We start from the raw sequence: 14,545 nt of genomic DNA on the forward strand, positions 1-14,545 counted from the left end.
GCTAAACCGATTTGTTCAAAATGTTTCTCCCATTTAAAAATTCCCTCCAGCAACGATCTTCCATTTCACCTGAGATAAATTCTGTCCCAAACTCAATATAGCTTTTGTCGTCCTCTGTCCTTTTCTTCAAATATTCCTCGAAACTCGAAATTACTTTTGCGGGTACTCCGGCTACCACGCTGTTGCCGGGAACATCCTTTGTGATTAAACTGCATGCTCCAATTATTACATTCGAGCCAATCCTCACATTGTAATTGATACTCGTACCCGCCCCGATAAAAACGTTGTCTCCAATCTCAATGCAGCCTGTTTTTTCATGATACTTACCCCCCTAGGTAAAGAGGACTCTCTGTTGTTTAACATTACATGAGTAATATCATGTGTATTGAAGTGAACATTAGATGCAATCTGTACGTTATTCCCCAGGCTGATTAACCTTGCATAAAGGGGAACAATCCTGTCCATAATCAGACAATTTTCTCCCATAGAATGGAATATTTTTTTATCTTTATAATATTGAGTTCTCTTTACAGCAGATAAAATTGTAAATAGCCTGAACGTGTGCCACATTCTCTCTCCATGCATACATCCTATCTCCTATACTCTCTCACCAGCGCAAACGCCTCTGCCGCTTCGGCTCCCATAGTGGTTCCTCTAAGCCTTGCCAGAGCCTCTACCGCCTCAATCGAACGGGGATCCGGATATTTTCCCACTTGTGACACGAAACATTCCATAGCCGCCATTTTCTTTTTGAGGTATTCGCTGATATCTACAAATGTATTGGGAATAAAACAGTTTGAAGAATGAGGGATATTCCATTCTGTTTCAGACAGCGTCTCATAAGAGTACACGTATCGAACAATATTTTCATGCTTCGGCCTCACCGAAACCATGACGGCTTCCGAAACAATCTGGTGATCCTTCTGCATATCGCCAAAGTGGGGAATATAGACAATCTCAGGTAAAATGCGCCGCACCAGATTATTAATCTTTCCATTAAGCTCGTACCTGGGGACAGTTTCCATCTGGACAGTCGGAAACTTAAGGAAAAATGTTTCTTTAATTCCCAACAATTGATGTGCTTTCATAATCTCAGGATAGATCATATGGGGCCATCCATTCTCTACTGCAATCCTGTTGTCGTAAACCGGCGGCTGTGCACTCGTAACAATACATACGTACACTTCATCTCCGTTTGCAGTATATCTCGCTATCGTCCCCCCTAAGCCCAACACTTCATCATCCGGATGAGGGGCAAATACTAATATCTTCATCTTCCGTCTTCCAATCCTTTTTCCAAACTTTCAAAATGTACCTTAATTCCCAATTCGCCTCTGTTCCTCGTCTCATCAAGATTCGTTCCGTCAAACGGCACCCTGGTATCGCTTGCCCTGAATTCGCTTCCACGGAAAACCGCTTTTATAATGGCTGATACCATCCTGATATCCGTGGCAAAACTGATATGCTCAATATACCAGATATCATTTTCAAACTGCTCGCGCCAAGTCCATGTCTTGCTGTCGCTTTTTACAATTCTCTCCAATGTAAGACCCGGCTTGACAGCCTGTCGCATGGCATGTCTTGGGCTGTAATACTGCATATACTCCGCCAGAAGGGGGCGAGGGCCTACAATGCTCATATCACCTTTCAGAACATTGAGCAGCCCCGGAAGCTCATCAATCGATGTCTTACGGAGGAAATGGCCGAATTTCGTAAGGCGCTTTTCCTCCGGCAGAAGATAACCGTCGTCCCCTCTTTCATTGGTCATACTCCTGAATTTATACATAGGAAAGATTTTCCCATCCTTTCCCGGACGCTTTGTACAATAAAGTACCGGTCTTCCATGGAACACCAGCTCCAGAATTCCCACAAGTAACAACACGGGCGATAACACAATCAATGCAGTTGCGCTTAAGAGTATATCCAACACTCTCTTTACAACAACAGAATAAAAAGATTTTTTTATCTTAGGCAAATCACTTCTCATAACTTCAAGTTCCTGCTTTCAGCATGTATTTTTTAAAAAATATCTGAGTCCGCCATGGTAATGTAGGATTTTTTTATATTGAGATCCTGATTCCAGACTGTCATCGCAAAAGGATGCTCTCCATAGACGAAGCCGCTTTCCACAAGGACATCCTCATAGTTCTCAGATGTAAGCCATAGCTTGACTACCTCGCAAGACCACTGGTACGCCAGATGAATACTGTATAAAAGCAACTGTTTCATGACATTTGGGGAATCCGCAATGATATCCACCACCTGAAGCTGCTTCACTTCATTTTCCACATAGATATCCACCACAATATATCCATGCTTTCCCTTTTCATCCACAAATTCAAATCCCCTATATTCATATTCCGGCTTCAAAAAAAAGCGCCAGTTTAGAAATGCACTTTTTCTGATTTTGATAAATTCATGCTCTTTTGACAGCTCTTTGCTAATCCCCTCATATTCGTCCGAAAAGGAAAAAAACTCTTTGATCTTGTCTGACGCTTCTGTCCTGACGGCCTGCGCCGTCCAAAAGCTCACATCTCCCACATAGCGGTGGTCCAGATATTTTACTGTAATCCCATAGGAGTTGTGATTGGGAAAACCGTAAATAATACTGATATCCCTGTTCTGTCTTGCACACTCTGTAAATAACTGCAAAGAGGCGCCAGGAAAATGTACGTCTGCCATCGTCGTCCCGCTGACTGCAGCCACCACCTCCTTGCCGTCTAAGACGGCGTAAGAAGGAGTCAGGGCGTTATATGCAACCAATGTATCCTCCTGCCACAGAGTCGTCGCCCTCTTTTGTAAGCAAGGGTTATCCTCCATCTGCCATTTCAGCATCCTGACAGATAACCTCCTGCCTCCGAATGCCTGCGAAAATAATGCCTGAACCTGCCCTAAGCTTTCTTGCTGATATTTTCCTACCTCATACTGGGGTAATCTCATATATTTTTTTAATTTCATATCTTCCTCATTCAAAGCGGAATATTTCCGTGTTTCCTATGCCTGCTCATCTCATTCTTATCCTTCAATGCAAAAAAGGATTCGCTAATCTTCTTCCTTGTTTCCTCCGGCAGAATGACCTCGTCTATGAAGCCCTTTGAAGCCGCAATGTATGGCGTCATAAAATGTTCTGTATATTCCTCCACCATCCTTTTCTCCTCTGCCTCTTTATCATCCGCCAACCCAATTCTTTTCTTGTGGAGAATCCCCACCGCGCCCTCAGCTCCCATAACCGCAATCTGCGCAATGGGCCATGCGAACACGACATCCGCGCCCATTCCTTTGCTGTTCATGGCTATATACGCTCCCCCAAAAGCTTTGCGCAGGATAAGCGTAATCTTTGGCACAGTCGCCTCCGCATAGGCATACAGAAGTTTTGCGCCTCTGCGGATGATACCGTTATGCTCCTGCTGGCTTCCCGGAAAGAAGCCCGGCACATCTACGAGCGTCAAAAGAGGAATGTTAAAGCAATCGCAAAACCTGATAAATCTTGCCCCCTTCTCCGACGAATCGATATCCAGAGAACCACCCATAATCTGAGGGTTATTCGCAACAATCCCAATCACACTTCCATCAAGCCTGGCAAATCCGACAATCAGATTCTGCGCAAAGGCTGCGTGAACCTCAAAAAAGCTGTCCTTGTCTATAAACGTATCCAAAACCCTTTTTACAGTGTAGACGATTCTCTGATTATCCGGTACAATATCTTCTAATTTATAACTGTTCTCAACCCCTCTGAAGGAAGGGTCAAAAGGCGGCTGCTCGCTGCAATTCTGGGGAAGATATGATAATAATTTCTTTACTCCCTCAAGGCAGCTCTTATCATCCGGATATGTAAAATGAAGGACACCGCTTTTTGTACTGTGAATACCTGCCCCTCCTAATTCGTCAGCCGTAATATTCTCGCCGATTGCAACCTTCACGACCTGGGGTCCGGTGATGAACATTTTTCCGGACTGCTCCGCCATAAACGTAAAATCTGTAATCGCCGGAGAATAGCAGGCGCCGCCCGCACAGGGACCGAGTATCACGGAAATCTGCGGAATAAGGCCAGAGGCTTGCGTGTTCCGATAGAACATACCGCTGTATCCGTCAAGAGAACAGATCCCTTCTTCAATACGCGCGCCGCCGGAATCATTGATACTGATGTAGGGCGCCCTCATTTTGATGGCCATATCCATAATCTGGCAGATTTTCTTTGAATGGTATTCCCCAAGAGTACCACCCATAACGGTAAAGTCCTCCACAGAAGCGTATACAATCCTTCCATTTACCATGCCATATCCAATGATTACGCCGTCTCCGGGTATCTTTTTTTTCAGACATGCCAAACTCATCACTGCGGGATTCTACTAATGTACCTATTTCCACGAAGGAATTCGCGTCAAAAAGGATTTCAATTCTCTCTCTTGCAGTCAACTTACCGGCTGCATGCTGCTTGTTAGCCCTTTCCCTGCCGCCCCCGTCAATGGCTTTCTGGCGTCTGGCTTTCAACTCCTCTGAATATTTTTTATTCCACATACTTAAAACATCCTATTCTTCAACAATTTCAATCAGTCCGGCCGACAGAGAATACAAAAATGCTACCCGTTTCCCGCCAAACGCCATAGCCGGAGACAGAGGCTTAGAAATCCTGAACCGTTTCTTCTTGAGCCGTTCTATGTCGCTTACAATATCTGTACTTTTATAACAGATATGATATGGCGTCGGTCCAACCTTCTCTAAATATATATCCACCGGCGACCCTTCACACACCGGCGCTACCAGCTCTACCCTGTATCCGTTCATCCCGCCAAACGCAATATAAATATTGCGCTCTGCATCCTGTACTGTTTCTTCAAACACGAATCCAATTTCTTCCATGGGCTTCTTTGCTTTATCAATATCTTTTACGGCATAGCCGATATGGTCAATCTTCATATTCATACTCCTGACTTCATTGTACGGAATAATCCTGTCTCATCCGGAAGGGAAGCGATATCCGCCTCGTACGTCTTGCTGTCGCCGATTTCGCTGATTCTCCCGCTTACAACAGACATTCCAAGCCTGTCGTAAAGGTCAAGTACCGGCGTGTTTTTTGCCGTCTTAACATAGGATGCCCTGACCCTTCGGATGCTTTTTCCCATTAACATCTCTTTTACTCTGAACAGAATCTCATCCTCTGCTTTTCTTCCCATTACGCGGCAGCTCATAAGAAACGTATCAATCTCGGCCGTATCTTCTTCATATTTTAAGATTAATACGGCCGCCAGGCCGTTATCGCCATATTTATCTGCCATGTGAACCGTAATAATATCCGAATTGGCGCCTGTCCCAAGCCTATGTACTTCTTCCTCGCTGTATCTCTTGGTTGTTACATTAAACTGGTTGGTTTTATTGATTAGCTGCGTCACCCTTTTTTCTTCCTCGGCTTTCATGATGTGGACATCCATCGTCATTTCCAATTTCCTCAGAAAATCTTCTACGGATATGGACGCTCCCATCTCTGCCTTTCTTTTTGCCTCTATACGGTACATTTGGGTTTTCTGACCGTCCTCCTTAGTGACCTCCAATGTAAGAAAATAATCTTCATACGCCTTTGCGACCACATCAGGAAGCAGAGATGTATCTTTTGGGAAATCCAACACAGCTACCTCCGGACATTCCTCCTTCATCCGTTCCCGTTCTGCCGGATTATCATCCAAAAATACAAAGGAATCCAGACCAATGTTAAGGTCTTTTGCAAGCTTAATGATATTCCTGCTCTTTTCCTCCCAGTTAATTGCCTCCGCAACAAAATCCTCATGCTGTAAGAGCATGTCAGGATGCAAAAAAACAGGTTCAACGTCTTCCCGGTTATTCTTGGACAGGATGGCGAGCATCACACCCTGCTCTTTCATCTTCTTGAGAAGTCTCTGTGTATCTTTATATCTTGCCCCTTCTTTATTGTCGGACAACTGGACGCCCTCCACGCCATCCTCCCCGATTACCCCTCCCCAAAGAGTATTGTCAAGGTCAACCGCGATACATTTCTTTTTTCTTCCTCTCGTGACAGTTACATATCGAAGGATCAATTCCTGTATGGCCGCAAGACCTTTTATAGAGTATGGCATGGAACCCATATACCACATCTTAGGCGAATAAAAATGACTCCGTCCGATATCCGTTACGTCATCCTTTACCGGCAGTATGTATATACTTCTGCCCTCCTGGTGTAATTTCTCTATCACCTTAATAAGCTGATTTTCAAAATACTGCCCCCGCCTTATTTCAGCGCCATAGATGCATCCTGTATCTGCGATATCAATCGAAGATATAAACACCGGCGTGCCGGAAAGTCTTTCTGTTATAGCGCGAAATGCGCCGCACCATTCGTCTATCATCCGGCGCCCTTTTTCCTCATGATTCCATATATTGGTATATGCATTGGCATGAAGTAAGACAACAACTGCTTCGGGCTTAAATGTATAGAGTCCTGATTCAGGAAAAATCATCTCCTGCTGCCAGGTATCATATCCCGCACAGAGATAAACCTCCAAATGCTTTTCTAACATTTTGGCAAGCAGTTCAACCGTTACATTTGATAAAAGAGCTAATCTCATTTTTTACTCCAATCTGTCATGATGCCTGTATATATGAATATAAATCCTTCAGGCTCTTTATCTTTGCCGCGTCGTCCAGAGGAATATCAACTTCATATTTTTCCTCGATTTCCATGATGAGCTTAAGATGCATGAGAGAATCCCATTTATAAAACTCGTTTAAAGACGTAGTCTCATCGATTTCTGACGGGTCTACTTCAAATACTTCTGCTGCAAAGTTTAAAAAATCCTGCATCGTCGTTCCCTCCTTATATTGCAATTTCCTACACCTTCCTGACCGCATGTCCTCCGTCTGCAGTTATAATCTGCCCGTTAATAAAACGCGCCTCGTCAGAGAGCAAAAAACAGATCAGGTTACTGGCATCCCTTACCTCTCCCATTCCAAGAGGATAGCTCTTTAGAAGCTTCCTAAGCCCCTCCTCTGAAAGCTTATCCATCCAGCCGGCAGCCATCTGTGTCTTAATGGGCGCAAAACACACCTCGTTGATTCGTATGCCCCTCTCCATAAGCTCTGCTGCAGCCGGAGCAAGATACCCTTCAATCGCGCCCTTGGCCGCGGCATATGCCGTATGCCCCATGGCGCCTTCATGGGCCGACTGGGAAGTAATCAGAACAATACTCGTTCCCTCTGCATGGTTCGCCTTTTTACTGAGCGCGCCAATCAACACCATCGGCACTAATGCGTGAAGCCGCCAAAGATTCTCCATATCGCTGATTTTAGTAAGGTGAAGCGGCGCCATCTTGTCGAACCCTGCACAGTGGACAAAGCCGCCCACAGGCCCTTGTTCCGCAGCTATATTCTTCATCAGTCCTGGTAAGAGCTCTGCCTCCATCAAGTCACATTCATAGAGGGACAGCTTTTTTGGATATTTTCTTTTTGTTTCTTTTATGTTTTCGCCAATCACTCGGTCTAGTCCTATCACCGACGAACCAGAATCCAAAAGTTTTTCTGCCACTCCTTTTCCTATACCGCCGGATATGCCGGTAATCAATACATTTTCCATATACTTATTCCTTTACGCACTTGCTGTAAAGATCTCCCACGGTCTGACACTCAAGAAATTCATCCACTGAAACCTTTACCCCGTATTCATCCTCCATCATAACAATCAACGAAAATCCGACGAGTGAGCTAAATTCTTCAATATCTTCCCGAAAAACCGTTTCCATACTGATATCCTCCGGCTCAACCTCAAATACCTCTGCTGCTAATTCAAGAAATTTCTTCATTTTGCTTTTCTCCCTTATTCTTCTTTCCTTCATATTGAAAAAATTCATAGTACGCCTCTGAATCCAAGGTTATGACGCCTGCGCTGGCTGAAAGCCCTCCGCCGAAACCGGAAATCAAAATCTTCTGCTCTGTGCGCTCATCCAACTGATTGGCTCCTTCTCTGGCAATTGTCACCGGTACGGTTGCCGACGCTGAATTACCTACCGCATCGCCTGACTGCCAGGTGTTCTCCCAGGCAAATTTAAGCTTCCTGGCAAGCTTCTTAATCATGTACATATTTGCCTGATGGGGCACAAAAAACTTAATACTCTGCGCGCTCTCCTCAATTTCTGCCAAAAACCTCTCAAGCCATTTGGAAACATCCATTGCTACGAATTTGAAAATCGCGAAGCCATCCATATAAATATCTATATTCCTGCGCCTTCCTCCATCCTCAAAATCATGATACTCAAAATCCTCAACCTTGGTGGGAGAAGCTGAACCTCCCCCTGGAATCATTAGGGCCTCCCTGCCTTTACCGTCCGTATAAAATGTAAATTTCCACTCCGTATCGTCAGCAGCCGGAGAAATGAGCGTAGCTGTTCCCGCGTCTGCCATGACGGGTACGGTTGACTTATCATACTTGGACATGTATGCGCTTTGAATATCGCCGTCCAGAAGAAGCACCTTCTTTCCGGAAGCATTCACGAACGTGGAGGCAATATATAATCCGTAAGCATATCCAGAACATGCAAGACTGATATCAAACGCCGGTATTTCTTTGGACAAGCCAAGCCTCTCCTGCACCAGAGAGGCGTTAAATGGCATGAGCCTGTCTGGCGTAAACGTTACAAATACGACGCCGCCAATCTCCTCTGATTTTGTCCCTGTCCCTTCCATCAGTTTTTTTGCGCATGCAATACACAAATCCGCTGAAGACGTGCCAGGATTGGCAAGATAACGTGTTCGTATTCCAGTGGATTCCATAATCAGTTTTGCTTCTTCTTTGTACAACTGGCGCAGACTTGTTTCATTATCAATTTTTCTCTCCGGTACACAGGCTGTCACACCGTCAATGTGTACGCCCTTTATATGAAATATTTGCATCAAAAACCTCCCAAACTTTCTATACCAACGCATTTCGGACGAAACGTAATCGTTTTGTTCATTTTCTTTAAAACATCCCCATATCCAACCTCATAAAGCTGTTCTACCCCTGCCTCTTTCATAGCCATGACAGTATCGTACCATCGCACCTGGCCGGTAATCTGCCCAAGCAGGTTTGCTTTTATCTCCTCTACATCCCTCGTGGGCTTTCCCGTCACATTGGAAATAACAAAACAGGTGGGCCGGCAAAAAGCTACTTCTGAGATAATCGGCTTCATCACCACTTCTGCCTCCTCCATTTGCGGACTGTGAAAAGCAGCGCTGACCTTAAGTTTTTTGATTTTAATATCTCCGCGTCCGCCAAGGGTTTCTTCAATGGCTTTTATTCCATCCGTTTCTCCTGATATTACAATCTGTGTTTTAGAATTAAGATTTGCCATGACCACTTGAGGCATCATATATTCCTTAAGCTCCTTCTCTGTAAGTCCCATGACTGCTGCCATCATTCCTTTTCCGTTCATCCGGCTCATGGCTGTTCCTCTCTGTGACACCAGTTTAAGCCCCTCCTCAAACGAAAATATTCCTGCCGCCAGCAATGCGTCATACTCACCGAGACTGTGCCCCGCAGTATAGTGAAACTCTAACCCCTCTGCTTTTACCTTTTCTAAATACATTGCTGAGCAGGTGTAAATAGCCGGCTGAGCATACCTGGTATCTGACAGCTTCTCCTGCGGTCCCTCGAACATAATCTCTTTTAAATCATAACCAAGGATATCGTTTGCCTTCTCCAACAGACGACGCGCTTCCGGTAATTTATCATATAATTCCTTTCCCATACCAACCACCTGGGAACCCTGTCCCGGAAATAATAATCCATTCATCCCTTTCCCTCCCCCTGAGATTGTACTCGTCCTAAAATCGTATTACCTTCGCCGGAACACCCATGACTGAAAGATGATCCTTTACATTACGGATAACCACCGACCCTGCGCCAACCCTTGAATGATTCCCTACTTTCTTTCCGGGAACCACTGTGCTGTTGCTGCCAAGATATGCACCATCCCCCAGGGTAACATGTCCTGAAACCACCGTACCCGACATAATTGACACATAATCGGCAACCTCGCAATCATGCCCCATGGTCACAGACAGATTCATAATGACCTGATCGCCTATGGCAGTATTGACACTGATATTGTTATTGGCGCATACAATGCATCCTTTTCCAATCTTTGAAGAAGCAGAAATATTGGCCGTTGGATGGATTAATGTCTCCCAACTGTCAAACTCAGGAAACATCTTTACTATCTGTCTTCTGATATCACTGTCCTGCATCGCGACGACCGCACAGGCATGATGATTCTTATTAAGCTCAATCAGCGAGCTTACAGGGCCAAGACATTCATAGCCATTCAACTGCTTTCCTATCTTATCTGTGTCGTCATCCAAAAAGCCCAGAATTATGTACGTTGGCGCTTTCTTATTGATATCCTCAATCAGCCATGCCACTTCTTTTCCAAAATCTCCGGCGCCAATCACTACGATTTCCTTCATATCATCACCTTTATCATTCTTCACTCTCTAATCAAAACAAGACCTGATCAACTCAATAATCCTGTCCTGTTCTTCTCTGGTCATCTTATTGTCACTGGTCAGGCACAACCCCCGATGGAAAATATCCCTTCCTACATCCAGAGGTTTTCCGTCTTCTTCCCTGGTGACAAATCCGTTCATTCTGTAAATGGGCTGCATATGCATAGGTTTCCAAATTGGCCTTCCCTCTGCATTGTACCTGCCAAGAACCTCTAATATCTCTGCCGGACAGCTTTTTTTTGCTTCGCTTGTATACAGCACCTCACAGTCGCTTCGGACTTGCTTACACATTGCGTCTTCATGAATCAGCAGACAAGACAGCCAGTAATTGGGCCGACTGTTTTCTTCATCATATGGGTTCATCGTAACAGGAAGTCCTTTTAAGCCTTCCTTGTACCTTTCATAAATCTCTTTCTTTCTGGCAATATGTTCTTCCAGATATGGAAACTGTCCTCTCACGATGCCTGCCACAACATTGCTCATACGGTAGTTGTACCCTAATTCCTCATGCTGGTACCATGGCGCATTTTCCCGCGATTGTGTTGACCATTTTCGTACTTTATCCGCAGCAGCCTTATCATCCGTCAGAAGCATACCTCCAGTAGAACCTGTGATAATTTTGTTGCCATTATAGGATATGGCGCTGTATGATCCGAAGGCGCCCGTCTGTACTCCTTTATAGGAAGCCCCCAAAGATTCCGCCGCATCTTCAATCACAATAGCCCCGTACCTTTCGCATATCTCCAAAATTTCATCCATTTTCGCGGGTACGCCATATAGATGGGCAATCACCACAACCTTTACATCAGGATACGTCAAAAAAGCCTTCTCCAATGCAGTAGGGTCCATATTCCATGTATCGTATTCCGTATCTATAAAGATTGGAATACCGCCCTCATATACGATTGGGTTTACGGTGGCGTCAAAAGTCATATCTGTACAGAAAACTTTGTCCCCTGGCCTTACGCCTGCCAGCTTCACAGCCATATGAAGCGCCGCTGTGCCGCAGGATAGTGCAACAGCATAATTACATCCCACCTTCTCACAAGCTATTTTCTCCAATTCATTAATATTTGTTCCTACCGTAGACATCCAGTTTGTCTCGTATGCTTCCTTCACATACTCGATTTCCTGACCGTGCATCGTCGGAGAAGAAAGCCATATCTTTGCTTCAAACGGTTTAAAATCATTGCTATTTCTAAACATCTTCTTCCTCCAGCTTAATCCCCAGATAAATCTTTCTCTTTTCTCCCATAAACTCCTGCTCTACACAGACATATCTCTTTCTAAGCCTCTGCCTGACAATACGGTTCATATACACTCCTACTGCTCCATTGGCTTTTATAATTGTCCCTTTATCATCTACCTCTACCAAAGACCTCTGTACCACGTGATTTTCATTCTGTACATTTTTGAGAAAGGTCTCCTCGTCTTCTGATACACTGAAGAAGGTGTCCTCCTGGTCGCTTAACAGCTTTGTAAGCTTCGGCACCCTCTTTAGCTCAAAAAAAAGTTTCTCAGGATTCTCTGTCACCACAAAAATATATGCCGGAAACAATGGACGCAAAAATATTTCATATCCTTTTTCCATCTTTCTGACACATTCTCTATTCATACAAAAGCACTCGTCATAATGCTCCTTTGGAATCATCTTTTCAATTAACTCAACCAGTTTTTCTTCGCCTCCGGTCTGAGTCTGAATCACATACCACATTTCTTCACCTCTTTTTTAAGAGTTTTACAGTATTTGCCCAGTAAGGCGTGTCTTTTGGGTATGCTTCGCCATATCCACAGCTCAAAAGCTCTGGACTCTCGCCTTTTCTATACCCAAAGGGCTTACCTTTTGGGGTAAAACTGCCCATTAGGACAAACCTTAATGGTTTCCCCCCAGTATATACCTTTATTACAGACTCCCACCAAATCATGGCACTAACCACAACCCAATTTTCTGAACCTGTTTTTATTGCTTCTTTCCTAGTTTTTCTCTACTATCTCAAGCCCTGCCAGAATACTTCCAGACACAGAACCCTCCGGCGGTTTCAACCTTGCCAGCCGCTTATGCCTGTCAATCCGGCAGATTCTTTCCTCCATTCCCTGCAAGGGACCTTCCGTAATCAGGGTGACCCCATCCCGTATAACGCCCTTCGACATACCAAGATGGCGCGCTTCTTTGCACAAAGAGGTTAAGAATAATTCCTCCTTCTTCTGGACATGGAGAATCGCATTTTTCTCTTGGAGGAGATTCGCCACTCCTTTATATTGCTGCCATTCTTCTGTCAGCGCTTCTTCGTTATCACTTTCCAGAAATATATAACCTGGAAACATCAACTGTTTTTCCACACGCCATTTTCCCTGGAACTTACGCATTCTGTCATAAGTGAAAATAAATGCGTCTTTTAACGCTGCCTTAGACATGTTTTGTTTGAAGGAGTTTAGAATCCTCCATTCATTTTGTTTTGGACAATAAAGTAGATACCAGATTTCAATCACTTCCTTCGCAGAGTAGAATACTCTGCGAAAATTTTGGGGTAAAATTTATAGATAATTAAATGAGTTTCAAAGATAAATACAGATTTTTCCTGATAATAAATTCAAATACATAGACTTTTTTGTTTGATTTTCTTTTGTGATTTGCAACAAATTTTTACAAAAGTAAATTAAGTGTTGATTTATTAGTTTTAGGTGGTTATAATAATTATGCTGTTAAAGCAAAAAATCGCAGAGTATTCTACTCTACGATTTTTTTAATCTTCGCTTTTCTGAAATTTTTAAAAATCCTGTCTACCTCTCCTCGCACCACTGAATATATTCATCGGCCCGTTTAATAAACCCGCTAAACTCCGGTACAGTAAAATCTAATTCTGAATGTCTAACCGGATATATAATCCCCTTATTAATCAACTGAGCTCTGGTCGGTGAAATCGTTTTCACTCTTTTATCCAGCTTCTTTGCAATATTAGAAATCGTGCATGGCAACTCATCACATTTCACCATTGCAAATATGAATTTTTTATCTCCATCTGAGCATCTCTCATATCTCACCTTAAAAAAGCCTGTGTCCAATGTATCAAAAAATACAGGAATATGCTCCTTGATATCATCAATATCTATGAAATCCCCATCTGTGCTGTGAAAAACAATCTTGCATAATTGCTGTATAAAAAACGGATAGCCATTTGTGACATTGACAATTTTGTCGATTGCACTGTCCGAATAGAACACGCCAAATTTTTTTGCCGGTTCTTCAATCGCTTTTTTAGCTTGTTCTCTCGTTAAGGACCCGATTTCTTTATATAAAAACAATCTCTCAGAATACGACTTTTCGTCCGAAAGCATTTTGTAGATTTTAGGCAGACCCGCGCCTATAATCATTATTGGATAGCCTAACTGATTCGTACGGTGTAAAGCAGCTATCAAAGAGCCTAACTCTTCAGACTTCATATACTGTATCTCATCTATAAAAAAGCAGATTGGAATTTCCGTTTTATATGCCGTCTCTCCTATTGTGACAAACACTTCTGTTAAACTTTGTGTCAAATTAGTAGAGCTGTACAATTCCTTTTCTTGCAAAGATAAAGAAAATGTATTATCATTCGGGTCAAAAGATATGACTAAAGCTTTTATGGCATCCAAGGGTTTTTGTATCAGATTCCTAAACCTCTCTTTAGCGCTCACTTTTCGCAGAAACGCCTGCGAACAGGCTGCAATCTGGGAAATGAAGTCGTTTCGTTCCTCCACTACAATATGCCTGCAAAAAATATCTTTATCTTCTGCTATTTTCTGTAATCGGTTAATCAGTACCGTTTTACCAGCGCCCCTCAGTCCGCTAAAAATAATGGATTGGGTTGGAATATTCATTGTAAGGGCAAGAAACATCTGTGTTATATTCTCTATATCTTCGTCACGTCCGGCAAGATACATCGGCATCAAGCCCGCGCCAGGTCTGTATGGATTCACCTTAAACATAGCTTTCCACCTCCAGCCTCATTATTGCATATATCTACATAACTGTCAATAAATATACGTCGAAATACGCATACTAACTCAATAGACTTTG

At 43.6% G+C, this 14,545-nt stretch carries 19 protein-coding genes and 1 pseudogene; all 20 read right to left on the reverse strand.

The window, feature by feature from the left end; genetic code table 11:
- Nucleotide 1: 1 nt before the first annotated feature.
- The 20 genes and pseudogenes from GN277_RS32165 to GN277_RS16065 all read right to left on the reverse strand — a co-directional run bounded on the left by GN277_RS32165 (nucleotide 2) and on the right by GN277_RS16065 (nucleotide 14,454).
- Nucleotides 2-301 carry an LbetaH domain-containing protein gene (locus GN277_RS32165; protein ID WP_159756834.1) on the reverse strand — a complete coding sequence of 100 codons (300 nt, stop codon included), beginning with the start codon at nucleotides 299-301 and terminating at the stop codon, nucleotides 2-4.
- Nucleotides 244-585: an LbetaH domain-containing protein gene (locus tag GN277_RS15980; RefSeq protein ID WP_159751880.1), complete on the reverse strand. Its 342-nt coding sequence runs from the start codon at nucleotides 583-585 to the stop codon at nucleotides 244-246. Before GN277_RS15980 ends, GN277_RS32165 begins: the two co-directional genes overlap by 58 nt.
- 5 nt (nucleotides 586-590) lie before the next feature.
- Nucleotides 591-1,274, reverse strand: coding sequence for a PIG-L deacetylase family protein (locus tag GN277_RS15985; RefSeq protein WP_159751881.1), 684 nt, complete (start codon nucleotides 1,272-1,274; stop codon nucleotides 591-593).
- Nucleotides 1,271-1,987 (reverse strand): sugar transferase, encoded by a 717-nt coding sequence (locus tag GN277_RS15990; RefSeq protein WP_159751882.1) that lies wholly within the window; start codon nucleotides 1,985-1,987, stop codon nucleotides 1,271-1,273. The genes GN277_RS15985 and GN277_RS15990 overlap by 4 nt, the downstream gene beginning before the upstream one ends.
- Nucleotides 1,988-2,019: 32 nt before the next feature.
- A complete protein-coding gene (locus GN277_RS15995) occupies nucleotides 2,020-2,958 on the reverse strand; it encodes a hypothetical protein (protein ID WP_159751883.1) in 939 nt (312 codons plus the stop codon).
- A gap of 11 nt (nucleotides 2,959-2,969) precedes the next feature.
- Entirely contained in the window at nucleotides 2,970-4,334 is a 1,365-nt protein-coding gene (locus GN277_RS16000) for an acyl-CoA carboxylase subunit beta (protein WP_330587296.1), read from the reverse strand.
- A 40-nt stretch (nucleotides 4,335-4,374) separates the two neighbouring features.
- Nucleotides 4,375-4,518 (reverse strand): annotated as a pseudogene (locus GN277_RS31765) (hypothetical protein); the annotation flags it as partial.
- Nucleotides 4,519-4,530: 12 nt separating this feature from the next.
- Nucleotides 4,531-4,917, reverse strand: a complete 387-nt coding sequence (locus tag GN277_RS16005) for a VOC family protein (RefSeq protein WP_159751884.1) — start codon at nucleotides 4,915-4,917, stop codon at nucleotides 4,531-4,533.
- Nucleotides 4,918-4,919: 2 nt separating this feature from the next.
- Complete coding sequence (locus GN277_RS16010) at nucleotides 4,920-6,578, reverse strand: HAD-IIIC family phosphatase (RefSeq protein ID WP_159751885.1); 1,659 nt, start codon at nucleotides 6,576-6,578, stop codon at nucleotides 4,920-4,922.
- Nucleotides 6,579-6,594: 16 nt separating this feature from the next.
- Entirely contained in the window at nucleotides 6,595-6,813 is a 219-nt protein-coding gene (locus GN277_RS16015; protein ID WP_159751886.1) for an acyl carrier protein, read from the reverse strand.
- A gap of 28 nt (nucleotides 6,814-6,841) precedes the next feature.
- A complete protein-coding gene (locus GN277_RS16020; RefSeq protein WP_159751887.1) occupies nucleotides 6,842-7,582 on the reverse strand; it encodes an SDR family NAD(P)-dependent oxidoreductase in 741 nt (246 codons plus the stop codon).
- Nucleotides 7,583-7,586: 4 nt separating this feature from the next.
- Nucleotides 7,587-7,808 carry an acyl carrier protein gene (locus GN277_RS16025; protein WP_159751888.1) on the reverse strand — a complete coding sequence of 74 codons (222 nt, stop codon included), beginning with the start codon at nucleotides 7,806-7,808 and terminating at the stop codon, nucleotides 7,587-7,589.
- Nucleotides 7,792-8,895, reverse strand: coding sequence for a ketoacyl-ACP synthase III (locus tag GN277_RS16030; protein ID WP_159751889.1), 1,104 nt, complete (start codon nucleotides 8,893-8,895; stop codon nucleotides 7,792-7,794). The genes GN277_RS16025 and GN277_RS16030 overlap by 17 nt, the downstream gene beginning before the upstream one ends.
- A complete protein-coding gene (fabD, locus tag GN277_RS16035; RefSeq protein WP_159751890.1) occupies nucleotides 8,895-9,776 on the reverse strand; it encodes an ACP S-malonyltransferase in 882 nt (293 codons plus the stop codon). Before fabD ends, GN277_RS16030 begins: the two co-directional genes overlap by 1 nt.
- 31 nt (nucleotides 9,777-9,807) lie before the next feature.
- On the reverse strand, nucleotides 9,808-10,449 hold the full coding sequence (locus tag GN277_RS16040) for an acetyltransferase (protein ID WP_159751891.1): 642 nt from the start codon (nucleotides 10,447-10,449) through the stop codon (nucleotides 9,808-9,810).
- A gap of 27 nt (nucleotides 10,450-10,476) precedes the next feature.
- Nucleotides 10,477-11,694, reverse strand: a complete 1,218-nt coding sequence (locus tag GN277_RS16045; protein ID WP_159751892.1) for a DegT/DnrJ/EryC1/StrS family aminotransferase — start codon at nucleotides 11,692-11,694, stop codon at nucleotides 10,477-10,479.
- Nucleotides 11,687-12,202, reverse strand: coding sequence for a transcription termination/antitermination NusG family protein (locus tag GN277_RS16050; protein ID WP_159751893.1), 516 nt, complete (start codon nucleotides 12,200-12,202; stop codon nucleotides 11,687-11,689). The genes GN277_RS16045 and GN277_RS16050 overlap by 8 nt, the downstream gene beginning before the upstream one ends.
- Nucleotides 12,203-12,206: 4 nt before the next feature.
- Nucleotides 12,207-12,413: a hypothetical protein gene (locus tag GN277_RS16055; protein WP_159751894.1), complete on the reverse strand. Its 207-nt coding sequence runs from the start codon at nucleotides 12,411-12,413 to the stop codon at nucleotides 12,207-12,209.
- A gap of 49 nt (nucleotides 12,414-12,462) precedes the next feature.
- Nucleotides 12,463-12,978 (reverse strand): transcription termination/antitermination NusG family protein, encoded by a 516-nt coding sequence (locus GN277_RS16060; protein WP_159751895.1) that lies wholly within the window; start codon nucleotides 12,976-12,978, stop codon nucleotides 12,463-12,465.
- Between the two features lie 291 nt (nucleotides 12,979-13,269).
- Nucleotides 13,270-14,454: an ATP-binding protein gene (locus GN277_RS16065; RefSeq protein ID WP_159751896.1), complete on the reverse strand. Its 1,185-nt coding sequence runs from the start codon at nucleotides 14,452-14,454 to the stop codon at nucleotides 13,270-13,272.
- Nucleotides 14,455-14,545 lie beyond the last annotated feature (91 nt).

The organism is Sporofaciens musculi, assembly GCF_009830285.1.
In the GTDB taxonomy this organism is placed as follows: Bacteria; Bacillota; Clostridia; order Lachnospirales; family Lachnospiraceae; genus Sporofaciens; species Sporofaciens musculi.

Coding starts and splice junctions, on each gene's coding strand:
- GN277_RS15980 (WP_159751880.1), bottom strand. CDS start 585: ATGCATGGAGAGAGAATGTGGCACACGTTCAGGCTATTTACAATTTTA.
- GN277_RS15985 (WP_159751881.1), bottom strand. CDS start 1,274: ATGAAGATATTAGTATTTGCCCCTCATCCGGATGATGAAGTGTTGGGC.
- GN277_RS15990 (WP_159751882.1), bottom strand. CDS start 1,987: ATGAGAAGTGATTTGCCTAAGATAAAAAAATCTTTTTATTCTGTTGTT.
- GN277_RS15995 (WP_159751883.1), bottom strand. CDS start 2,958: ATGAAATTAAAAAAATATATGAGATTACCCCAGTATGAGGTAGGAAAA.
- GN277_RS16000 (WP_330587296.1), bottom strand. CDS start 4,334: ATGAGTTTGGCATGTCTGAAAAAAAAGATACCCGGAGACGGCGTAATC.
- GN277_RS16005 (WP_159751884.1), bottom strand. CDS start 4,917: ATGAAGATTGACCATATCGGCTATGCCGTAAAAGATATTGATAAAGCA.
- GN277_RS16010 (WP_159751885.1), bottom strand. CDS start 6,578: ATGAGATTAGCTCTTTTATCAAATGTAACGGTTGAACTGCTTGCCAAA.
- GN277_RS16015 (WP_159751886.1), bottom strand. CDS start 6,813: ATGCAGGATTTTTTAAACTTTGCAGCAGAAGTATTTGAAGTAGACCCG.
- GN277_RS16020 (WP_159751887.1), bottom strand. CDS start 7,582: ATGGAAAATGTATTGATTACCGGCATATCCGGCGGTATAGGAAAAGGA.
- GN277_RS16025 (WP_159751888.1), bottom strand. CDS start 7,808: ATGAAGAAATTTCTTGAATTAGCAGCAGAGGTATTTGAGGTTGAGCCG.
- GN277_RS16030 (WP_159751889.1), bottom strand. CDS start 8,895: ATGCAAATATTTCATATAAAGGGCGTACACATTGACGGTGTGACAGCC.
- fabD (WP_159751890.1), bottom strand. CDS start 9,776: ATGAATGGATTATTATTTCCGGGACAGGGTTCCCAGGTGGTTGGTATG.
- GN277_RS16040 (WP_159751891.1), bottom strand. CDS start 10,449: ATGAAGGAAATCGTAGTGATTGGCGCCGGAGATTTTGGAAAAGAAGTG.
- GN277_RS16045 (WP_159751892.1), bottom strand. CDS start 11,694: ATGTTTAGAAATAGCAATGATTTTAAACCGTTTGAAGCAAAGATATGG.
- GN277_RS16050 (WP_159751893.1), bottom strand. CDS start 12,202: ATGTGGTATGTGATTCAGACTCAGACCGGAGGCGAAGAAAAACTGGTT.
- GN277_RS16055 (WP_159751894.1), bottom strand. CDS start 12,413: ATGATTTGGTGGGAGTCTGTAATAAAGGTATATACTGGGGGGAAACCA.
- GN277_RS16065 (WP_159751896.1), bottom strand. CDS start 14,454: ATGTTTAAGGTGAATCCATACAGACCTGGCGCGGGCTTGATGCCGATG.